The sequence below is a fragment of the Thalassotalea sp. PLHSN55 genome (assembly GCF_052030545.1).
Classification (GTDB): Bacteria; Pseudomonadota; Gammaproteobacteria; order Enterobacterales; family Alteromonadaceae; genus CANMXU01.
In genome coordinates, this window is the sequence record NZ_JBPDIH010000005.1 from 290,496 (window position 1) to 313,921 (window position 23,426).

Genomic DNA, 23,426 nt, shown 5'->3' on the forward strand with positions numbered 1-23,426 from the left:
AGTTAAATAAACTAAGCAAATACGGTATAAGTACGGTTTTTTGATCATTTCAATCAAACTCCATAAAAAATCAAGCCAACAATCCCTGTATGGCAAGTTATCATTTTTTAATGTCATCTGAATCACGAGCAAACTAGCAAAAGTTGCTCAGAAATAAACACCTTCATAAAATACTCCAGCTGCTATAGCAGTATCCATGAAGGACGATTCAAGTGAACTTATCAATGCCGGATAACAGGTATAAAGCGCAATTAAGTTAACGCCTGCTTTAAGTCATATATCTTATCCATTGCCACCCATTTTTCGCCTTCTTTAGCCCACTTTAAAGGCTGTTGATACTTCCACATCAAAGCTTCCCATTCCGCACTTTTTTGTCGACCGGCTTCCGTTATAGGTGGCTGGTTTGGATCAAAATCAGCTTTAGTTTCCATGATCATGAACAATCGACTACCTAAGTGGTATATTTCCATATCTAAAATACCCAGTTCACGCATATTTTGGGTTATTTGTGGCCAAGCATTCTCAGGCCGATGATACTCTATATACTCTTTAATCAATTCAGCTTCATCTTTTAAATCCAAAGCTAGACAATAACGTATGCTATCCGTCATGAAGACTCCCTAATTTTTAATCATATTATTAAAATTTAAACAACGCCTCTAGGTACAAGACGATGAAATAATCTATTCTCCCAAAAGAATAGATTCGTGTAACTAGTGACTAAGCTAGTTAAGGGTATAATAAACTTTATCGACGCTGACCTTACGGCTATTAATATCTTTCAGAACGATAAAATTAATTTGTACAACTTTATCTGCTGTCAGCGCTAGAGTTATACCAACTGTTTTACCACCTTCGGATAACACAGCTTTACTAATTGCAATATTTTTAAATGATGTTGTGCTCATCGTTATCAAGTCCGCTTAATGCCCCTATTTGCCAGCGCCTGCTTTAATGTTGCCGACTTTTGCCCCTTATCCACGTAACCAACCGATGCTTTAGCGCCTGCAAATTTATCATCAAGGTAATGAAGTTATAACATGCACAGTATGTATGTGTAGCACAACAATATCTCCTGCTTGCAAATAGGGGCTTTACATATAAATCAACAAGAAGATTGTAGATAAGGAAAATTTAGCTAAGCATAAAGAGACGACTAGGCTGAATTTAAAGGCAAGATCAATAACGTTATAGCCAAAAAAGCAGGATAAAAACGCATACATTTTTAACCTGGCACTTAAAAACGGTGCCAATAATTTTTACTTTTATTGGCACCTAGAAGGATTAATCTTGATTAGTGGCATGACCTGAAGGCCAAGTACAATCTACATTGGCAAACAATGCGCGTAGTTTTTCAACCAAAACAGGATCAGGTTTCTTTTCCGCCCACTTTACATTTTTTTCAATATTTAACGGGTTGGCTGTTCCAACTAAGGTCGACACAATAGACGGGTGATCAATCGCAAACTGCAAGGCGACCTCGGTAACATCTACACCATGCTCTTGACAGAGTTTTACCGCTTTTGCACTCGCTGCTAACAGCTCTTTATTGCCAGGATGCCAGCTTGGCGCACCACGTTCAGTCAATAAGCCCATACCTGTAGGTGAAGCATTAATGATACCAACACCTTTACTGTCTAGTATTGGAATAAGTTTGGTTAGCGCTGTATCATGTAAAGCATAACGACAATAGGTTAAGATACAGTCAATATCGAAGTGCTTGACCGTTTCTTCAAATATTTTAACCGGATAACCTGTTACGCCAAAATAACGGATTTTTCCTTGTGCCTTAAGTGCTTGTAAACAAGGAATAGCTTCTTCAAATACCTGATTTAAATCACCAAACTCGATATCGTGCAAGTATAAAATATCAACACCGTCGACCCCTAATCGAGCTAAACTTTCTTCTAAACTGGCATTAATTCTTTTTGCTGAAAAATCAAAATCGGCAAACTCTGAACCATAACGCCCTGCTTTAGTCGATAGAATAAAACGGTCACGTGAAACCGTTTTAAGGGCTTTGCCCAATACGGTTTCAGCGACGGTATCACCATAATAAGGTGAGACATCAATATGGTTAATACCTAAATCAAGAGCGGTATGAACCGTGCGAATACCGTCAGCCTCACTGATGTTACGAAATACGCCGCCTAAAGGAGATGCACCATAGCTTAATTTAGAAAGGTTTAAATCAGTTTTGCCTAGTTTGTTATACTGCATACATTATTCCTATAATAATTTGTAAAACTTACAAGCGTTTAAACCAAAAACTTGATCTACATGATCTGGGTAATTCGCCTGTACGTAATCAGAGACTATTTTTTTCACTTCTTGATATTGTGAGGCTAGCAAACAAACGGGCCAGTCAGAGCCAAACATAATACGCTCAGGGCCAAAAGCATTAAAAATAGTATCAAGGTATTGGGTAAAGTGTGACTGCTGCCACTGTTGATGATCCGCTTCGGTCACCATGCCGGAAACTTTACAAAACACATAAGGAACAGCCGCTAACTCAGTAATGTGTTTTTGCCACTGCTGAAAACCCTCTCCCGATGCAATGTCAGGTTTAGCAATATGGTCTACAACCAATCGCATTGGTGGTAATTTATTCACTAAGGCAATGGTTTGAGGCAACTGATGAGCGAATACTAATAAGTCATAACTATAATCATTATCAGCAATCAGTGCTAAACCTCGAATAAACTCATGTTGTAGCATGAATGCAGGGTCTGGTTCATCTTGCAGCACATGACGAAAGCCCTTCAATAATGAGCTCCCTTCATAATATGATAATTGCGATGCTAAATTATCAGCACGTAAATCTATCCAACCAACAACGCCTTTAATAAGCGAATTTTGCTTAGCGAGTGATAATAACCACTGTGTTTCTTCATCTGTTTGACGTGCTTGTACAGCTACACAGCCTTGCAAATTATTTTCTGCTAAAATTGGCGATAAATGTTCAGGTAAAAAGTCACGCTTTATCGCTTTTTCTGTTTCGCCAATCCAGCCGTATTCTTGAGAAGAATACTGCCAAAAATGTTGATGAGCATCTATTTTCATTTTAATCTAATTCAACTACTGCTTTAATAACGCCTGTTTCAGGTTTTACCCATTCTTTAAACGCTGGAATTAATTCACTAAATTTTGCTTTATGAGTAACAAAAGGTTCAATACGTACCTTACCATTCTTTAAGCTAGATACCACATGTTCGAAATCTTCTAAAGTAGCATTTCGACTGCCCAATAATGTAGTTTCACGTTTATGAAATTCAGGGTCATCAAAAGACAAGGCCGCTTTAACAACACTAACAAAAACGATTTTCCCGCCGTGTGCCAAATTATTAACGGCTGACTCCATCGCTTTAACATTACCCGTACAGTCAATAATTACGGTAGGAAATTCACCTTGGGTTAATTCAGATAATTGTGCGTTTACATCGCCAAGCGCATCAACAGTACCATGCACCTTGTACTGTTCTTTGCAGAATTGTCGTTTCTGCTCAAATACTTCAGAGACAATCACTTTGGCGCCAGCACCTTGAGCAAACTGCAACGCCCCTAAACCAATAGGGCCTGCACCTTGAATTAACACTGTATCTTTCTCGGTAATTTGAGCGCGCCTTACAGCATGAGCACCAATGGCTAAACATTCAATCACCGCCATTTCGTTGAAACTTAAACCGTCAGTTTTTACTACCGCTGATTCAGGCACACAAACATACTCACACATACCGCCATCACGATGCACACCTAGCACGGCGATATCCGTACAGCAGTTTGGTTTTTCATTACGACAGGCAATACATTGGCCACAGCTCATATAAGGAATAATGTAAACCGAGCTACCATTGGCAATACTGACACCCTCACCACTGGCTTCAACTACACCTGACAATTCATGCCCTAATACCCGCGGATATTCGAAAAACGGCTGACTGCCACCGTAAGCATGAATATCAGTACCACATATACCAATTGATTTAATTTTAACTAACACCTCACCCTGTTTCGGTGATGGCTTGTCCTTTTCTGAGTTTTGTAAAAGCCCTGGCTTTATACACACAACTGCTTTCATAAATACGCAATCTCCGGTAGTTCAAATATAGATAAGATTTTTTACATACGAACAATATTAACAGCTAGACTATAAAACTCCAGCATTTTTTAAATATAAAACATGCATTTTATATAGGGCTTTAAAAATAAAATCTGACATTAGCTTATTTATCGACTTTTAGAGAAAGCAAAAAGTCGATAAAAAGGGAAATATTGAATTAGAAACCAAAGGTGTAGATGGAACCGTCAATAAAAGAAGTTAGCTAGCTTTATATCGAAAAAACTCATGATAAAGCCAGTTAAAGCATTGTATAAAAACGATTTTATACAATTCAGTTTCATTGTTTTTTATAAACCTTGCATTTAGCGTGGCCTATGTACCACTAAAAAGCTTGATTATGCTCTTTAGCGTAAAGCTTAACAGGCAGTTTATTATTAGACATAATGAGATAAACGCTATTAATATAACAAGAAGGTGTTATAAATAGCGTCGCTTGATGAACGTGATCAATTCGCTATTTTCTCGATAGCTTAAAAACAAAAGCATGTTTACCTTTTTTATGTTTCGGCGCTTTTATTAATAATCCATTGTCTGTTTGTTGCCAGTGAATGATTTCATCACTCCCCAACAATTCAATATCTCCTATTAAATAGTTTGTCTTGGTAACATCAGTTAATAAAGTATCTTCTGTTGGCCAATCAAGTATCGTCGCATAAAGGTATTCACCGCTGACCGTATAACGAATATCTTTAGCGCTATTATCGACATTTTTCTTTTCACTGAGGTGACCTTCAATGACTTTAGCTGGCCCTTGGCCGTATACGAGCCATGGTCTAGTTTTGTATATAGCTTCGCCATTCACTGTTAACCATTCGCCCATGGCAAGTAGTCGCTCTCTTACCTCATCAGGAATAACACCTTTAGCGGTAGGGGTGATATTTAACAGCACGCCGCCGTTTTTACTTACCACATCGATTAAAAAATCGATAAGTCTATTTGCACTTTTATAATTAGGGTCAATGGTATGAGACCATGAATTCCAATCAATTGAATCGTCGGTCAGCCAAGGAAAATCTTTTTTCTCGCTCATTCTTGAGCGCTCTAGATCTAAAACTGCGCTGCCTTTTGGTAAGTCATTAAACTTATAAGTGACAACAACTTCTTGCTGTTTACTTTTTGCTTGCTGGTAATAATACTTTAAAAAATCTAATCGGGTTTGCTCTTGAATAATGTCCATTTTGTTATCGAAATAAACCAGATCTGGAGAATAATTATCAACGACCTCTTTAACTTTTGCTAACCATTCTTGGTTAAAACCATCATCAGGCAAAGGCGTGGTTTGCTTGCTGGCCATGACAAAAGTACCTTTAGGAACGTTGGGGCCATATAATTTAGCGAAACTTGGCTCTGACGCATCAGTGTTTTTATCCCATGTAGGATACCAAGCATACTTCCACTGGTGATGAAATGTAGCAATAAACTTCATATCCAGTGCTTTTATCGCTTCAGACATTTCTCCAACGATATCTTGCTTTGGCCCCATATTAGCGGCATTCCAAGGCGTTATTTTACTGTCCCACATTGCAAAGCCATCGGCATGTTCGGTTACAGGCCCGGCAAACTTTGCCCCCGACTTTTTAAACAATTCCGCCCACTCTTTAGCATTAAAATGCTCACCAGTGAAATGAGGAATGAAGTCTTTATAACCAAACTTATCTAAACTTCCATATGTTTGTTCATGGTATTTACGTATCGGGTGACCCTCTTTATACATCCACATTGAATACCATTCTGTTTTATGCGCAGGAACCGAGTATGGTCCCCAATGAAAATATATTCCAAATTTAGCATCAAGAAACCAATCAGGCGTCTGGTGTGTTTTTTCTTCAGTCCAATCTAAGGAGAAGTTCGGCGGTGTAATTTTTTTAGCAGTACACTCTGCAGCGAATAAGGCAAGGCTCATCACTCCCATTAACGACACACACTTTAGCATTTATTTTTTCCTTTATAACAACAACCTAGCCATCATCACACAAAAAAAACAACACTTCGTATACGAATAAGTAACTTTAAATGTAATATCAACTGATTTTCTGTTGACACTGTATTGGCCAAAATCGAAAAATGAGAATATCAAAGCTCTTTGACTTTAATGTTTTTAAAACGAATTTTCCCACGACCACCAGCATGAATTTGCAAACTAAAAAAGCCCTGTTTAAATTGGCTTTTTTCATCATTCCAATGAGCGGCAGGAATACCATTAACCCATGTTTTATAGTTATCTCCAACAACCTTTACCGTGAGTCGATTCCAGTCTTCTCGCTTAATAGCCTGGCGTGCGGTTTCATGCGCTTCTAACCATAATGGATAATGCCATGCGCCAGCGCTTTGACCATATATCCCTCCTGACCAATAGCGCTTCCTTTTAAAGTCTTCCATTTCCACTTGCGGCCCAAAAACTGTTTTATATATACTGCCTTTTTTACCGGGCTTGGTATTTCCTCGTACAATAACGCCGGAATTACCATCTTCTAACCACTTAACTTCCATGGTAAATACAAAGTCTTTAAAGTTCGCTTTGTTGGTTGATAAGTAAGTACTCGGCGATTTTTTTAATGCGACACCTTCGATGTAGTCCTCTTTAGCCGTAAATGAGCTAAAACCGCCACGAACTGTCCAATTACTAAGGTCTTTACCCTTGTATAAGTCAACAAAATCTGCCGTAATTACCGGCTCTTTTTCTGTATTAAGCAGGGCTTTTTCTGGCGCAACTATATTTTTTTGAGCTTCGTAAAACGTTATCCACTTATGTTGTTGTGGTGCAATTTTGTGCTCTACTGTACTTGTGCAAGCAGTTAGGCTAAATGCTGTTAAAAAGGACGCTATTATATGTTTTTGATTCATTATTTTACTCGGTTAAATAGGATAAACTCTTAAATATTATTGGTTGATTAATGGGCAGATGATTCTTTTCCTGCCGGTGTTGATAAAAACCAGTCGCGATACATCTGGATTAACGTAGCAAGTTGTTCAGGGTAGTGAGTGGCCAGGTTCTGAATTTCAGTTCTGTCACTTTTCATGTTAAACAACTGCCAGTTACCGTCATCATTTATTGCTTTCCAATGACGATATAAAACGGCTTTATGTTGCCTAAATTGCCAGAAAAGTGGCTTAGCTCTTGGTTTTTCTGAGCCCATTAACTGCGGTAAAAAGCTTTCACCTGCCATAGGTAATACGACAGTATCATTATAGCTGCGTGGGTATTTCGCCCCAGTGATGTCAATTAACGTTGGCATAAGGTCAATAAAATGTCCCGTATATGAACTGTTAATACTGCCTGCTGTTGCGCGAATTTTTTTAGGCCAATGGACAATAAAGGGCGTATTAGTTCCCCCTGAGAAACTGCTTGTTTTATGAAAACGAAAGGGGGTATTGGATACGTTGGCCCAATCAGACTTTAATGATGCCCAATAGCCAACAGTGCCAATAAGGTTTATATCATTACCATCCTCAACTAGCTGCACCTCTTTGTTACCTGCTTTTTCGGCATTTTGGGCACTGCCGCCATTATCAGAAGCAAAAATGATCAGTGTATTCTCAAATTTCCCCAAAGCTTTCAGTTTATCAATAACACGGCCTACATTTTGATCAAGGCGATCTATCATCGCTGCATACACCGCCATTTTGCGTGCCTCAATATCTTGCTGACGCTTTGTTAACCCCTGCCAAGATTGGTAAGTAGGTGCAGACAAAGGAGAGTGGTGATCAACAACCCCCTCTTTTTGCATTTTGGCATAGCGTGCTTGGCGTATTTTTTCATAGCCAACTTTATAAGTTTCAGCATATTTGGCAATGTCTTCCGGCCAAGCTTGTAACGGGTCATGTGGCGCAGTGTAAGCTAAATAAAGGAGAAAGGGTTTATCTTCATTTTTATATTCTTCTAAATACTCTAGTGCGTAATTAGTGTAACTGTCTGTCGAGTAGAAATTTCTGTCTTTAGGTGTGTAAGGTTTATATAATTTGCCATCTATATTCCAGCCTCGACCTTTAATCGTTTTCTTTGCTGGAGCAACTTCTCCAATTCGTTTAACTCCGGGGTTAAAATGGTTAGTTGCGCCATCTAATAGACCAAAAACACGATCAAAACCGCGATCATATAACGATTCACGCGAATGATGTTTACCCGACAATAAAGTGCGATAACCTACGCTTTTTAATACCTCACCTATAGTCACCGAATTTTGAAAGGCACTATAGTGACTGTGAAAACCATTCTGCTGTGCATATAAGCCCGTTAATAATGAGGCTCTAGAAGGAAAACATTTAGATGCGTTATGCATTTGGGTAAAACGAATACCGTTTTTAGCAAGTGTATCAAGATTAGGCGTCGAAATTTCACCACCATAACTGCCAATATCGCTGTAGCCCATATCATCAGTTAATATAAGTACGATATTAGGCTTTTCTACTGCGTTTGCCGCTGTACTGATGAAATAAAAGCCAAGTAAAATGAAAATCAATTGTTTTAACATTGAACTACTCTCTTAAGATGTTTCTCTATTTCGTAACTTAGTTATACTTTTATTTAACATGAGAGTTAAACTCTATTTATCAATATCTTGTGCGGTATAAGGCATAGTTCTATCTTGTGTTTCTTTGCGTACTTTTTTAATCAAATCGACACTGACTTCACCGCCAATATCGGCGGCATTACCCCACGAATTTCGAATATAAGTGGCGATGGCGGCCAGGTCTTCGTCGGTAATATCAGTGCGACTTGCCGAGCCTGGCATAACTGCCGTTGTGCGCCATTTTCGACGATTGACCGTAATTGGCCCCATTAAACCATGCAGCAATACTTTCGCTAATTGCTCTTTGCTTTCCAGTACCCATTCGCTATCGATAAACGGTGCGCCCATGCCCTTAATGCCTTCACCACTGTCGCCATGACATCCAGAGCAAACCGCTTTGCCAAGATAATTTTTCTTGCCCAAGTCATACAAACGTTGACCGACGAGTGAAAGCTGGTCTCTGCTACTTTTTTCTTTAATGTCGACACCCACATTTGCGAGTTTATTTAGGAAGGGTTTGTGATGAAAATCACCAATTAACTGTAAAAAGGCTTCTTTTCGACCGGTTAAACCACTTAATACAACATCATGTACTAAGGGTTTGTCACCATACGTTTCTAATACTATTTTAAGTGCATCTAAGGTGTCGTCTGTGCGAATGTCAGCACTTGATAAGGCAATTTGTAAGGCGACTTCATAATTGCTATTGGCTAAATCTTTCATGGTTTTTGCGAATACTAACTGCTCTTTTGCCGATAATTTGTCAGCAATGGCAATGGCATTCACTTTAATTTTTGTTTCAGGTAAAGTCAGCGCGTAATTTACAAGGTCAAGACTGACATGATTTAACGCGTGTAAGGTCCATAGCGCATTAACAATAACTCGTTGGTCTTTACTGTTTTTAATTAATTCCGTGATCGCTGCGGCTACGCTTTCATCATTTTTTTCAGTCAGTAAACGTCTGGTTGTATCGCGCCACCAGCCGTTATTATGAGCCAAAAATGGTACCAATTCATCGGCCGACAAAGACCTTAATTTCGGCTGTGGTGAAAGCGGATTTTTTTGCCAGCGCAAACGATATATACGTCCCATGGTATTGTTATTTTTATCAAGAGCACGCGAAATAATTTGTCTATTTAAGTACGTGGTCAGGTAATCTTTGTGTTGTAAAATGCCATGGTACATATCAATAATATACATACTGCCATCGGGCGCAGTATATAAGTTCACCGGACGAAAACGTTCATCGGTCGATGCTAAAATTTCTTGTTGTGGGTATATCGCTTGCCCCGATAATTTGCCGTCAGTTTCGACAATATAGCGTGCGCTGATCAAATTTGCTGCCGGCTCTGGTGTAAAAGATGCACCATAAAATGCTGATGGAAAATTATCGCCTCGATAAACCTCATTACCACTTGCTGCAGTAAAGTTAACTAATTTACCTTTGTGCTCACCTTGTGCAACTAAGGTACCTTTTAAATACCCACGATTTACCCCCGGATTCATGCGGATAGGATACACACGATGACCGCCAATTTTATTGGCAGACATTTTGGCTTGATAGTCTGGATTTTGTATTAATGCACCCGGACGTAAAAATTCTCCCGAGGCAGGAGAGCTGTTGCCGTTATGGTATAAACGGCCAAAATCATCCATGCTTAATCCCCACTGACCACGATAGTCAGAACGGGCAATAACAAGTTTCCAATATTGGTTTCGATAGATTTCTTTACCGCCGGCTGGAATTTCTTCGTTTAATGGTATTGTTTTATATTTCTTCCAACTTTTAGCGTTGTAATACCAGTTATCTATTCCGTGTAACAGCGCATTGGTTTTATGCTCTAAAGTGCCGCCTTGCGCATAGGTTGGGTCAACCACATCATGTTTACCTAGCGTTAAACCCTCTTTAACTTCAGCAAAATACAGTTTATTTTGATCAGCATATAGTATGCCGCCTTTCACCATAGCGACCGCTCTTGGCATATCAATATTATCAATAAAAACAGTACGTTTATCTGCGGTGCCATCGCCATTGGTATCAGTTAGAACAACAATATTGCCTTCTTTAGCATCTTCTCCTTCTCCGTATACCGTCGGCATATAGGTGGTCATTTCACACACCCACATTCGGCCATTACCGTCGAATGTCATAGCAACGGGATTAAATACATTTGGCTCTGAAACAACATTTTCTAAAACAAATCCGGGCTGCAATTTTATTGAATCAAGGGCTTGAGCAACGGTTAATATCGGTGCAGGAGGAATTTGTTCGGCAGGAATGGGGTCTTTCATTACATGCCCTGCTCTGTCACCTTTATTGACCTTCGTAGCCAACTTGTGTTGATGGTAGCCAGCGCCATGTTGATGACCCTTGTCATTTTTTTGTGATGGCTGCTCTTGTTCAACACCACGTTCTTGTGCTGTTTGCGCGCTTTTTTCTGCTGTAATGCAGGCACTGGTCAATAGCGCTGCTGCACATAATATTATTTTTTTCATTATTGACTCTTAACCACCACAAAGTAGGCGAATTAATCTGTATAAGGACGATACTAAGTAGAACAGAATACAAAAAAACAAACAACATTTTTTATATACAACCTTTAAATTTTATATACAAACATCATTAATCCTGTTGATTAGCGAATGATGCATCAATATCTGAATATTGTATCGCAGACAAAAAAATAGAAGTCACTCATGACTTCTATTTTTATCAGGGATAGCTTTTTATATTTTATTGCAAATTAAGGTTTAAGCGCTGAGAATCAAGCCCTTTAATTTTCGCAGTAATCGTAATCCGGTTTGCAACTCTATTTGATTGAATAATCGCTAAAGTTCGTCCTTTAGCTGTCACTATGCTTTGAGATTGAAAGTCTTGTATATTTTCTGGTACTCCTGAGTCAACTCCAAGCCACCTTGCATCACCTTCCACTTCAAAGGTCACTTTTGCGTTTTCTGTTTTAATTGGACGACCTTTGTCGTCAACTAACTGCACGATTAAATGTGCAAGATCATAACCGTCAGCTTTTAAGGTCGACTTGTCAGCAGTAAAAGTAAAACCAGCAACTTTACCCGCCGTTTCAAGTGTTGCTTCAATTTCCTGACCAGTAAAACCTGCTTTAGCGGTTAACACCCCTGATTGATAAGGCACTACCCAGCGGAAAATACGATCTTTAGCTTCTGACATACTGCGGTAACCAAGTGATTCACCGTTTAAAAACAACTCAACAATTGAGTGGTTCGAGGTAACTTCAACAAGAATTTTTTCGCCTTTTTCATAGTTCCAATGCATATTAGAGTCTCGCCAACGATTGCTCTTTTTAGTTTCCGCCACAGCTAAACCAGACAATTCATCAGCTTCAAAACCAGATGTTTCAAGGGGTAAAGTCCCTAATGAAATATGTGGCTCGTTCACCCAAACACTTTTGAAATAATTCCAACCTTGTAACTTAAAGCCGGCCAAGTTCAGCATGTCACCCCAACCGCTTTTGTGTGGCCATTTTTTATGGCGCTCGCCCATGTAATCAATACCCGTCCACATGAACTGACTGAAAACACCCGGAAATTGAATAACTTGCTTCCAGTCATCCCAAGTACCTGGGTTTTCGTTAATGGTAATTTGTTTCTCTGGGAAGTGCGTTTGTCCCCATGGGATCACGCTATTACGGTAACTGTAACCAGCAATATCTACTGCGTCAGCATAACCACTTACATGGCTCACTTGCGGAATAATAAGGTTGGCAGTAGTTGGGCGTGTTGTATCTAATTCTTTTACCCAGTCGTTTAATTTTTTCGCGGTATCTGCAAGGATATATTCACCTTTTTCAGAATTTTTATAACGCTGGGCTAATTCTTCTGGGCTAAACTTAGGTGCAGAGCTCCAAAACGCCTTATCCATTTTAGTTGCATCGTTAGGGTCATTCCAATAGCCCGTTACGTAGCGGTAATGAACATATGTCCACTCAATTTCATTTCCTATGCTCCACTGAAATACACTTGGGTGATTTCTATCGCGTAGCATAGTGCGTGTTAAGTCGCTTTTATTCCACTTTTGGAAGTGCTCTGCATAACCACGAGTATCATAATCATCATGGCGTTCATGCATATTTAAACGCTTATCTTTCGGGTAATCGAACTCATCAAAAAATTCATTTTGCACTAAAATGCCCATTTCATCACATAGATCTAAAAACTCTTGAGAAAATGGGTTGTGTGTGGTTCTGATCGCGTTTAAGCCTGCATCTTTTAACAATTGAATACGGCGACGCCATACCTCTTTCGGTACAGCTGCACCGACTAAACCGCCATCATGGTGTAATGAAACACCTTTAACTAAGGTTGACTTACCATTTAAAAAGAAACCTTTTTTCGCTTCAAATTTAAGGCTGCGAATACCAAACGGTGTGGTATATGTATCAACTAACTTCCCCTTTTGACTAAGCGTTGTAATAGCTTGATACATCGTTGGCTGGTCGATATCCCAAAGCTTAGGATTAGCGACAGTCATAGATTGAGATAATACTTTTTTGCCCATGCCTTTAATACGAGCTGTTGACGTATCGGTTGCTACAACATGGCCTTGGTCATCAATAATATTTGTCGTAACTAAAACGCTTTCTCTATTTTTATGGCTATTGGCAACATTAATTTCAATGTTGATTTCAGCTTCTTCTTTACTGATTTTTGGAGTAGTAACAAATGTGCCCCAAATAGGAATATGTAATTTGTCAGTGGTGATTAATTTAACATTTCGGTAGATACCACTACCTGCATACCAGCGGCTATCGCCATGGCGAGAATGGTCAACATGAACCGTTAATATATTGTCTGAACCGTCAGTTTTAAGCCACTGGGTTAAATCAAAATATACAGGGGAATAACCATATGGGTTTACTCCTAATTTTTGACCATTTAGCCAAAACGTCGCGTTGTTATATACACCATCAAATAATATATAACTATTTTTATCGCTTGGCGCAGCTGGGGTTTTAAAGTGCTTTTGGTAAATTCCGACACCGCCGGGCAAATAACCAGTAGCACCTTCTAATGACTCATCAAATGACGCTTCTACACTCCAGTCATGGGGTAAGCGTACATCTCGCCAACTTGAATCTTTTAAAGGAAGTTCACTTGGTAGTTCGGTACTATCAACAAGGGTAAACTTCCAGTCGAAGTTAAAATCTACTTCTCTTTCTATATTGGTCGCTTGAGCACTAAAACATAACAAAAAACAAGTTATGTAGAACCCAAGATTTTTCACGATTTTCATATATAACTCCATCAAAAAATCAACTATCAACATTAGACATTCTATTCCAAAAGTTTAGTAATTCTATTACTCCATGAGAACTTAATTAGATTAAGCAACTGAATTTAATTAAGTTTATCGCCATTAACATTAATCAGTTTATAAATTTAAAAGTGAATTAAAATTAAGCTGAAAATAGTAGGATAAAAAAGTATCTAACGACTTAATGCTGCCAAATTTATTACAAAAAAAAGTGCAATGGTTAAAAGCTCCATTGCACTAATTTATCGTTATAAATAAGGGCTAAAAGGTTAAACGAACACCAAGGCGATAAATAGTGCCAGTGTTACTAAGTGCAACAGTTCTCTCTGTCGGTTGTTCACCTAAGGTTGTTGCCTCACCAGGAATGTTACTACCTGTAACATTAGGGCGGGTTGTTGAATAAACACGTGTAACTGTGTCTAACAAGTTACTTGCTTGAAGGTTAATACTTGCCCAATTTGTTACATTCCAGTTCGCCGAAAGATCTAATGTACCAAAACCATCAATCCAATGAGAACCATATTCAGACTCAACACGATTGATTAAATAGTCAGTACGGTAGTTGTAAGCCAAACGCACTAACTTACCGTTTTTCTCCCAAAACGCTGTAGCGTTAAATGTATGCTCAGAAGTATTCTCTAGTGGGGTGTCAGGAATATAATCCGCTAGTTCACCATCTGGCGTATAGAAGGTTTCAGCATCAGTTTGTGAATCAGCATAGGTATAGTTCATTACACCACCAAAGCCGCTCCAAAAACCAGGTAAATAATCCAAATTATGTTGGAACGAAATTTCTGCACCGCGCACATAACCACCGGCACCATTTCGTCCTCCACTGATCAAGGCAACATCACAAAAGTCAGTCGCAGTAGGTGCTAATAAATCAATTTCGCGGTTTGGCATACAACCCGTTTGGTTGTCACCATCGTCATACGAAAGTAATACATTATCAGCGATTGGATTAAACGTTACGTTTTCACCTTCTTTTTTGACAGCTCGATCGGTAGTTGGGTCAACAATTGTGCTGTCATCATAATATTCGCTGCGTATATCTCTCCAATAAAATTTCTTATCTACTCTCGCATAATAATCAGATAAGTCTTTGGTGAATAAAGCAACAGAGAATAATGACGATTTATTGAAATACCATTCAGCCGAGATATCAAGGTTACTAGACTTATACGGGTCAAGTTTTACAGTGCCTAAATTACCATTTGAATATTCACCAAAGAGCCCTTCTGAAATGCTAAATTGCGGTGCCAGTTTATCAAACGGAGGACGAGCAATGGTTTGTGAAGCCGCAAAACGCACAATAACATCTTCAGAAACAGCGTAGTTTAAATTAAAACTCGGCAATACATCAGTATATTCGTGAGTATCGGTATTCAATACGGCTGCGGTATCTTTAGTTTTTTGGTCATCTGGGTCGCCGACTAAAATACCTAATGCTTCAGCAACTGCTTCTCGACTTCCAAATTTCTCAATATTTTCTGCCGACATAAAGCTTTGGTTTACGTCATATTTAAATGCTGATGCGCCCATACCTGTAACTTTGGTTTGCGCTACACGAATACCAAAATCACCGGTTAAGCGACCATCCATTAATTCAAAGTTAGCTTGTAAGTAACCTGCAAATACGTCTTGCTGAATTGTTTTAGAGCCAATGTCGGTAAACAGCAACTCAAGATTACCGTCAAGGCCTTCTGAGGCTAAAAAGTCACGTGTTGTTTCAATATCCCATACAGGAAAACCATCGGTAAATTCTGATGGTGGTAAACCAATACCTTCGCCTAGATTACCGGAAGTACTACCATTGGTGAAATCTGCTAATGTATAATCGTTTAATTCTCCGCCTACACAGCCGCGGTTACATTGACTAAAAAACCTATTAGTTTCTTTTTCACGCGATGACCATTTAAGGCCTGTTTCAATACTTGTAATCGCGCCAAAATCAACGGTCCACAATACATCGGCATATAAACTGTCAGCAACATCTTTAACGTAATTTCCTGAATTAGTGAAGGCTTGGTATTCAAAGCCTTCGGCATTGTCCATATACCCCTCTGGTGTAACTTGCAACTCACAGATCAGTCCATCGCTACCATCATTACAAAGATAACCATTTTGTACACCACTTTCACGTGTACTTGCTGCCGTACTACCACGGAAAAAACCTTGTAGCTGATCTGTAGGTGTTCTATCTGTTTCAGAATGGCCACCGCGAATTGATACGTCTACATTTTCAAAGTAATGGTCATAGGAAAAGCTAATCACTTTATTTTCGGTATTATCTTCTACCATGTTTCGGTAATTACGTATTACACCAACATTTCGGACTTTACCGGGAATTTGATTAACAGCAACCCCTTCAGCTTCGGCAATAGCTACACGTTCTTCTTGTGTTAACGCAGTTTTTAGAGTTTTAACGATAGTAAAAGTATTTGGATCAAATACAATATTCTGACTTTCATAATTAACTCGTTCTGGAGTTGTTTGAATACCTGCGGTGTCACGAGCAATATCTTGTGAACTATAGGTTGCATCAAATTTAAACTCACCATTTTCCCATGGGCGTAACTGCAAAGTTGCCGCAATAGAGTCTCTGTTACGCTGTACTGTTTGTGTTTCCAATTTATAAACAGAGGCTTGACGCAGCTCCAATGGCTCTTCAACACCATCGCCGTCATAATCCCACGTTCGTACAACTTCACCTGTTTCCATATTTGTTGCGCCGACAGGCGGCTTAATAGTGCGCCAGCGACCTATAGTTGATAAATCTCTGCGAGTACCTTGCTCTTCACGTGAGGCAACCAGTGAAAAACCAACCGTATCATCTAGAAATTTTTCTGATAACGATAATTGTGCTTTAAAGTCGTCAGTATCAGCAAAGTCATTTTGACGACCTTGAATTTCAACTATTCGACGATCTTTGTTAGCATCAAGCGGTTTGAAGCCGGCTAATCTAATGCTCGCCCCTAAACTACCTTCATCGGTTGAGGCGCTCGGTGTTTTTTGAACTTCTATTGAACTTAAAATATCAGATGAGAATTCACTAAAATTAACGCCACCACCAGCTGATGAGTCGGAAAGTGGCACACCATTTAATGTTACAACGTTTAATGAGCCTTGCACACCACGAGCACTTACGGTTGTACCTTCACCGTCTTGACGACTAATTGAAATACCGGTCACGCGTTGTAGCGCTTCGGCGATGTTTTGGTCAGCAGACTTACCAATATCTTCAGCGGCAATACCGTCAACAATATTAGAAGCTAATCGCTTCATATTAAGCGACTTAGTTAAAGAAGAGCGAAACCCTTTAACTTCAATGACTTCAATCGCCTCGGCATTTTTTTGCTGTTCTTCTGTTGTCGTTTCTTGTGCTTGTGCAAGTGACCCCATTAATGCGGTAGCTGACGCAGCACCCAACAATAAACGTTGATAATGTGGTCTGTTTTTTATTTTTGTTAGTACCATTTGATTTCCCCTTGAGTATTCGTAAAAAAGGCAGAAACAAGAACCCCTTCTCGTAAACTTACAATTTTTTACACTATAAGATTTGATCATCAAGCTTAAATTGTCAACAAAATACACAATTTATCTTTATATATACACCGCAATCTTCATATACGCACTTTAATATCACATTAACAAGAATGATAACCATTTATAACTGGCATCTATAAAAATAAAAAAATACAAACAAAACGCAACAAAAAACCATTACTTACAATACATTAAATAATCATCATCGGTTACATTGCATATTAGCATTAGACGAAAAGCTTCGTACGAATAACACACTACCTGTTTGCATTTGACTTGGTGAGTTTATATTTAATTGGAGCCGACCTTTACAGTGAATTTATAATTATTTTGTGAAAAATAAGTTAGAGAATAAGAAACGTTATGGGCTTTAAGAAGACATTAGTAAATAAGTGATGGCGGTTAATTTTGCTTAAAATTAGCTATTTTATGCAAGTAGTTATACCGAAAAATTGAAACCTGAAAATTGGGGCTAAATAATCGATATTAGCAACTAGGAAAAGGAATTACTCAATAGACAACAGGGAATAATTATCATTGATCGTGTACTGATGACTGCAGTTAGCTATAAGTAGGACCATCAATAAACTTGTTTTACAAGAACCACTTATTGGGTAGCTAAATTATTGTTTAAACAATTTATTAATACACTTTCAAGAAGAAAAAAGTGCAACGGCAAACCGTTACACTTTTTAATTAACTACTATAATAACTTTTAGAAATCAGCGCGGATACTTAAACGGTAATTAGTACCGGTATTAGTTAAGCGAGAAGTTCTTGAAGTATTTAAGTTACCTAAATCAAAGCTTTCAGCAGGGATCAACGGTGAACCATCCTCTAATAGTACTGAGTCGCCACGAAGCGTTAAAAAGCGTCGAGTAACAGAGTCAGTTAAATTAGTCGCTTGGAACAATAAAGAAAAGTTTTTATTTATTTTCCAGGTTGCTGATAAATCTAAGCTGTCGTTGCCTTCCACCCACTCAGTGGTGCCGTCACGCTCTAAGCGTTGTTCTAAATAATCACTACGAGCATTATAAGCTAAACGAACGAGCGAGCCGTCTTTTTCCCAATAAACCGTCATATTATAGGTATGCTCAGATGTACCCTCTAATGGTGCAGCCGGAATATCACGAATAAGTACGCCTTCACTATTAAATTCTTGTTCGGCATCCGTTTCACTGTCTGAATAGGTATAGTTAGCTAATACACCTAAACCACTGAAAATGCCTGGCAAATAAGTAAAACCATGTTGGAAGTTAAACTCAGCACCACGCACATAACCACCTTGGCCGTTTCGACTTGATGTTAAGTCGGCAATATCACAACCTTCAGCGCCTAAAGCCGCACTTAAATCTTGCTCTCGGTTTGGTAGACAATCACTCGGTTGATCAAAGATAATTGGGGTTAATATATCATCTACATTGATCACTGTACCATTTTCAGCTAATTCCTCATCAGATAGGGCATCGCCATTGGCATCATAAAAAGTTGAACGAACATCCTTCCAATAATTTAACGAACCAGCAGATTCTTGGAAATCAGAAAAATCTTTATCAAATAATGTTACTGCAAATAACGAGTCATCTTTAAAGTACCATTCAAATGACAAATCTAAGTTCGTTGAAAAGAAAGGTTTTAAATGTGTTGCACCAATTGTGCCATTCGATACCGAACTAAAGTCAGCCTCTCGAACAGTAAAACCTGGCTTTAATTCATCAATAGGCGGACGAGCAAGCGTTTTTGAGGCAGCAAAACGAATAATTGTATCTTCGGTCAGTAAATAATTAAGGTTTAAGCTCGGCAGAAAGTTGTTGTAGTCATTAGTTGCATTAACAGGAACTACACCAGTGTTGTTATCATTAACGTCCATGCCCAACGCGGCTAACGCAGCTTCTTCTGAACCAAAATAATCGATATTCTCTTGTGTTGTCGTAAATCCTGTTGTCACATGCCTAAAGCCTGTAAAACCACTAGCCTTAACTTCTGTTTTTGCATAACGAGCACCAATATCACCGGATAACCTGTCATCAAAAAAGCTAAAGTTGGCTTTAATATAAGCTGCATATATGCTTTGCTCAATTTCACGTGTATTTGCAAGGTTAATGGTCGCATCAAGGTCTGTTCCCGCCGATAAAATCGCGTTTGCCATTGCTCTAGTATCCGCTAATGGCCAACCATCAGTTACATCACTTGGTTGAAAGCCAAACTCTTTACCCCAATCCGATTTTGAGTATTCGCCAGTATGGTACAAGGTGAGTGAACGCAAATCCGCTGGAAGATCAACGCGGTTAGCATTTAAAGTATCAAGAGATTCTTTATTCTTTTTAACACGATTATTCCATTTAAGACCGGTTTCTATCTGAGTAATAGGGCCAAATTCCACATCCCAATCGACATCAAAATACACGCTATTACTTGTATCTAAGATAGAGCGATCACGTACGTCAAATACATTAAATTGGAAGTTATCTGTGTTATCCACAACGCTATTGTCATCACCACTGGTGATAATTTGATCACAGCGTTCTAAATCAGGAGACAAGGTACAATCATAACCGGTTGTGATGCCTGTTCCTCTGACACCGTTGATGCTTCCGAATCGAGTTCGTAAGAATAAATCATCAACTTGTTCTGATTCAGAATGACCACCCCGAAGTGTTAGCGTTACCGTATCATTTAGAATATGTTCTATCTGAAGGCCTGCAACATTATTCGTTTGAACCGTTTCAGCAATGTCTCGGTGATTACGAACAGTTACTGTCGGCTCAGCTATAGGGTTGCCTTGGTTATTTGCGATACGGTTACTGGTATCGGTCCACTTCAAAAAAGTAAAGGTTTCAGGGTCCCAAAGAATGTTTTCTGCTTCATTCGCATTAGGGTTTGTAGTATTAGTTAAAAAGTTTTGATCTAAACCTGTCTCTTGTTTTGAATAGGTTAAATCTAGCTGAATGTCTGTATTTTCACTCGGTTGCCATTGCAATGTGGTATTTAAGGTATCTCTATCTCTTTCCCGTAAGTTATACGAATAGCGGTTTTGGCGATTTGCGTAGCCGCGAATTTGTTTCTCGGCATCTTCTATAACACCATCACCATTATAGTCCCACTCGGTAACTAATTCGCCGGTTTGGTAATTGGTTGCTGCACCAGCAAGGTTACCGTCTCCAGGGATATCAGGATCACCCACACGATTTCTTACTGTCAGAGGACGCCACCACGTATTGTCGTAACGGTCTTCTCGAAGCGTTTGGGTTTCGCGTGACGCTACAATTGATAAACCAAGTGTTTCATCCAAAAATTTCTCAGAAATTGAGCCACCTATTTTGTAGTCTGGTCCACCTTCTTTGTCAGCAAAGCTATTTTCTCTCGCTTGTACTTCAAAACTTCTTCGGTTTTTATTGGCATTAAGCGGCTTAAAGGTTCTTAAGATCACCGTTGCACCCAAGCTACCTTCATCATGATCAGCACTTGGCGTTTTTACGACTTCAATTGATGATAAAACATCTGATGAAAATTGGCTTAAATCAACCGCATTGCTTTCGCCGGTACTCGTTAACTCAACACCATTGAGGGTTATTCTGTTTAGATCTGGCCCTGCGCCCCTAACGCTGATCTCAGTGCCTTCTCCGCCTTCTCTTTGAATCGACACCCCGGTAATACGTTGAAGTGCATCTGCAATATTTTGATCAGTAGACTTACCTACATCTTCAGCTGAGATAGAGTCACTGACGTTGTTTGAAAATCTTTTTGCATTTAATGCTCTAGTCACCGAACCTCGGAAACCTGACACTTCAATAACTTCAATGCTTTCTTTCGCTTTTTCTTCTCTTTCTTTTGCACTTTCAACTTCTTGCGCTTGCGCTAATGACCCCATTAATGCTGTCGCTGATGCCGCACCAAGTAATAAACGTTGATAATGTGGTCTCGTCTTTATTTTTGTTAGTACCATTTATGTTCCCCTTGAGTATTAGTAAAAAGGCAGAAACGAGAATTTCTTCTCGTTAACTTACAATTCTTTACACTAGAAGATTTGATCATCAAGCTTAAGTTGTCAACAAAAAACACACTCTTATTTTATATACAAAAAACTAAATTCACATACAACCAATAAAAAAATAACAATCAAAAACTGACGCCAGATAATAAAACCCAACACTAACAACCAGATAGGCCTTTAAAAACAAAAGACTCAGTTTAATCAAAATGTAAAATTACTTTATATAAAGTGACATTATATTTAAATTTAATTTTCATGATTCACACTCGACCTCCCACAAAAACAGTCAACCCAGGCTTCCTCAATATAAAATAGTTTGTTCTCATTGAAGTTTAGTCGCTGGCATAAAGATACCGGAGATTAAGGTAATTGATAAAATTGCCAGGATTAATGCATTTATTATAGGTGTGCAAGGAAGAGCTAACTAATAGCGATTAATGATTAATGATTAAATGTTCTTGCCGCTCTCATCATAGTATTAGCATATGATGAGAGTAAATAGTGTAAGTGTTTAGAATGGTTCGTTTTATAAGTATAGGCTTGCTTTATTTATTTCGACCCGAACGGTAGCCATACAATGCCACTACCGCAAAACACATCAGTGGTAAGAAAAAAGAGAAGTTCACTTCAGGTACACCAAAAATAATAACATCGGTATAACCTGCTCCACCCATATCTAAAAGTGCACCTTGAACAAACGGCATAATGGCACCACCCACAATGGCCATCACGAGAAAAGCAGAAGCAAACTTAGCGTCATCCCCCAATCCCTTTAAAGCGATGCCGTATATTGTTGGGAACATTAACGACATGCAAAACGAAGTTAATACCAAGCAATATAAGCCCATCATTCCGGTTAAGAAAATTGTACCTAAGGTTAATATTCCAGCAGCAGTTGACATCACCATTAGCAATTTTGCGGGACTAAAAATTTGCAATAAAAAGGTACAAATCCAGCGACCCAGTAGAAAAATAATCAGCGCAGCCATGGCATAGTCAACCGCAGTTCGGTTATCTATGCCGATTGATTCGGCATACTGATAAAGGTAGGTCCAACACATAATTTGAGCGCCAACATAAAACATTTGCGCAATTACCCCTTCACGAAAATGCGTAATCGCAAAAATGCGTTTAATCGACTTACCCAGATGTAATTGATGGTCGCTGTCTTTATTTTCTGGCATTTTAATACAAGCGATCACCACCATTATGATCAGCACAAAAAGACCTAGCGCAACATAAGGGTCACGAATAACCAGTAGATCCGTAGTTCTAACAGTCGCTTGTGCAGTTTCAGAAAGGGTTGAATAAATGTCGTTACCCTGAGCATCAACATCATCAGATTGTAATGCTGACAAAATAAAGGTTTGCGCAACATACAAGCCCCCTAATGCGCCAATCGGGTTTAGAGCTTGGGCCAAGTTTAATCGTTGCGTCGCGGTTTCTTCGGCGCCCATAGCGAGAATATACGGATTAGCTGTGGTTTCTAAAAATGCCAACCCAAAAGTTAAAATATAAAGAGCTAATAAAAATATCCAGTAGGTTTCCATGGCCGCAGCAGGAAAAAACAACAACGCGCCAAGCGCATATAAACCTAAGCCAAGTATAATACCTGCCTTATACGAATACCTTTTGATAAACATTGCAGCCGGCAGCGCCATGGTAAAATAACCGCCATAAAAGGCCGCTTGCACCCAAGAGGCTTCAAGATTACTTAATTCAAGTACCTTTTTAAACGCCGACACCATAGGGTTTGTTATATCATTGGCAAAACCCCAAAGGGCAAACAACGAGGTGATCAAGATAAAAGGAAGGATTATGTCTTTTGAAACTATAGGGATTTTTTTCATTATTTTACCAGTAAATTTCGTCAATAATATTTTTAATTAATTGTAAATAGTAGCAATTTATATAATTAAAATTCAAAGTATCTATTGTTACAGGCTTCATTTACAAATAAAAAAA

13 protein-coding genes are annotated in these 23,426 nt (G+C 38.9%); all 13 read right to left on the bottom strand.

All coding sequences use genetic code 11. The annotated features are described in order from the left end of the window. Positions 1-251: 251 nt before the first annotated feature. Positions 252-611: an L-rhamnose mutarotase gene (locus tag ACRRSQ_RS12135; protein WP_440876008.1), complete on the bottom strand. Its 360-nt coding sequence runs from the start codon at positions 609-611 to the stop codon at positions 252-254. A gap of 114 nt (positions 612-725) precedes the next feature. Further along, on the bottom strand, positions 726-908 hold the full coding sequence (locus tag ACRRSQ_RS12140) for a hypothetical protein (RefSeq protein ID WP_440876009.1): 183 nt from the start codon (positions 906-908) through the stop codon (positions 726-728). A 376-nt stretch (positions 909-1,284) separates the two neighbouring features. Beyond that, on the bottom strand, positions 1,285-2,220 hold the full coding sequence (locus ACRRSQ_RS12145; RefSeq protein ID WP_440876010.1) for an aldo/keto reductase: 936 nt from the start codon (positions 2,218-2,220) through the stop codon (positions 1,285-1,287). 9 nt (positions 2,221-2,229) lie between these two features. Then, complete coding sequence (locus ACRRSQ_RS12150; RefSeq protein WP_440876011.1) at positions 2,230-3,063, bottom strand: amidohydrolase family protein; 834 nt, start codon at positions 3,061-3,063, stop codon at positions 2,230-2,232. A gap of 1 nt (position 3,064) precedes the next feature. Next, positions 3,065-4,078 (bottom strand): zinc-binding alcohol dehydrogenase family protein, encoded by a 1,014-nt coding sequence (locus ACRRSQ_RS12155; protein WP_440876012.1) that lies wholly within the window; start codon positions 4,076-4,078, stop codon positions 3,065-3,067. A gap of 496 nt (positions 4,079-4,574) precedes the next feature. After that, positions 4,575-6,053 (bottom strand): alpha-L-fucosidase, encoded by a 1,479-nt coding sequence (locus ACRRSQ_RS12160; RefSeq protein WP_440876013.1) that lies wholly within the window; start codon positions 6,051-6,053, stop codon positions 4,575-4,577. A gap of 140 nt (positions 6,054-6,193) precedes the next feature. Further along, positions 6,194-6,964 carry a 3-keto-disaccharide hydrolase gene (locus ACRRSQ_RS12165; RefSeq protein ID WP_440876014.1) on the bottom strand — a complete coding sequence of 257 codons (771 nt, stop codon included), beginning with the start codon at positions 6,962-6,964 and terminating at the stop codon, positions 6,194-6,196. Between the two features lie 47 nt (positions 6,965-7,011). Then, positions 7,012-8,592, bottom strand: coding sequence for an arylsulfatase (locus ACRRSQ_RS12170; protein WP_440876015.1), 1,581 nt, complete (start codon positions 8,590-8,592; stop codon positions 7,012-7,014). A gap of 72 nt (positions 8,593-8,664) precedes the next feature. Continuing rightward, positions 8,665-11,127, bottom strand: a complete 2,463-nt coding sequence (locus ACRRSQ_RS12175) for a PVC-type heme-binding CxxCH protein (protein ID WP_440876016.1) — start codon at positions 11,125-11,127, stop codon at positions 8,665-8,667. Positions 11,128-11,365: 238 nt separating this feature from the next. Beyond that, positions 11,366-13,900 (bottom strand): glycoside hydrolase family 2 TIM barrel-domain containing protein, encoded by a 2,535-nt coding sequence (locus ACRRSQ_RS12180; RefSeq protein WP_440876017.1) that lies wholly within the window; start codon positions 13,898-13,900, stop codon positions 11,366-11,368. A gap of 282 nt (positions 13,901-14,182) precedes the next feature. Further along, positions 14,183-17,398: a TonB-dependent receptor gene (locus tag ACRRSQ_RS12185; RefSeq protein WP_440876018.1), complete on the bottom strand. Its 3,216-nt coding sequence runs from the start codon at positions 17,396-17,398 to the stop codon at positions 14,183-14,185. Positions 17,399-18,182: 784 nt separating this feature from the next. Continuing rightward, entirely contained in the window at positions 18,183-21,413 is a 3,231-nt protein-coding gene (locus tag ACRRSQ_RS12190; protein WP_440876019.1) for a TonB-dependent receptor, read from the bottom strand. A gap of 593 nt (positions 21,414-22,006) precedes the next feature. Continuing rightward, the gene (gene fucP, locus ACRRSQ_RS12195; protein ID WP_440876020.1) at positions 22,007-23,311 is read right to left on the bottom strand and encodes an L-fucose:H+ symporter permease; all 1,305 of its coding nucleotides are present in this window, start codon (positions 23,309-23,311) and stop codon (positions 22,007-22,009) included. Between the last annotated feature and the right edge of the window lie 115 nt (positions 23,312-23,426).

Excerpts from the sequence above, each read along its gene's own strand:
- ACRRSQ_RS12135 (WP_440876008.1), bottom strand. The coding sequence starts at position 611 with ATGACGGATAGCATACGTTATTGTCTAGCTTTGGATTTAAAAGATGAA.
- ACRRSQ_RS12140 (WP_440876009.1), bottom strand. The coding sequence starts at position 908 with ATGAGCACAACATCATTTAAAAATATTGCAATTAGTAAAGCTGTGTTA.
- ACRRSQ_RS12145 (WP_440876010.1), bottom strand. The coding sequence starts at position 2,220 with ATGCAGTATAACAAACTAGGCAAAACTGATTTAAACCTTTCTAAATTA.
- ACRRSQ_RS12150 (WP_440876011.1), bottom strand. The coding sequence starts at position 3,063 with ATGAAAATAGATGCTCATCAACATTTTTGGCAGTATTCTTCTCAAGAA.
- ACRRSQ_RS12155 (WP_440876012.1), bottom strand. The coding sequence starts at position 4,078 with ATGAAAGCAGTTGTGTGTATAAAGCCAGGGCTTTTACAAAACTCAGAA.
- ACRRSQ_RS12160 (WP_440876013.1), bottom strand. The coding sequence starts at position 6,053 with ATGCTAAAGTGTGTGTCGTTAATGGGAGTGATGAGCCTTGCCTTATTC.
- ACRRSQ_RS12165 (WP_440876014.1), bottom strand. The coding sequence starts at position 6,964 with ATGAATCAAAAACATATAATAGCGTCCTTTTTAACAGCATTTAGCCTA.
- ACRRSQ_RS12170 (WP_440876015.1), bottom strand. The coding sequence starts at position 8,592 with ATGTTAAAACAATTGATTTTCATTTTACTTGGCTTTTATTTCATCAGT.
- ACRRSQ_RS12175 (WP_440876016.1), bottom strand. The coding sequence starts at position 11,127 with ATGAAAAAAATAATATTATGTGCAGCAGCGCTATTGACCAGTGCCTGC.
- ACRRSQ_RS12180 (WP_440876017.1), bottom strand. The coding sequence starts at position 13,900 with ATGAAAATCGTGAAAAATCTTGGGTTCTACATAACTTGTTTTTTGTTA.
- ACRRSQ_RS12185 (WP_440876018.1), bottom strand. The coding sequence starts at position 17,398 with ATGGTACTAACAAAAATAAAAAACAGACCACATTATCAACGTTTATTG.
- ACRRSQ_RS12190 (WP_440876019.1), bottom strand. The coding sequence starts at position 21,413 with ATGGTACTAACAAAAATAAAGACGAGACCACATTATCAACGTTTATTA.
- fucP (WP_440876020.1), bottom strand. The coding sequence starts at position 23,311 with ATGAAAAAAATCCCTATAGTTTCAAAAGACATAATCCTTCCTTTTATC.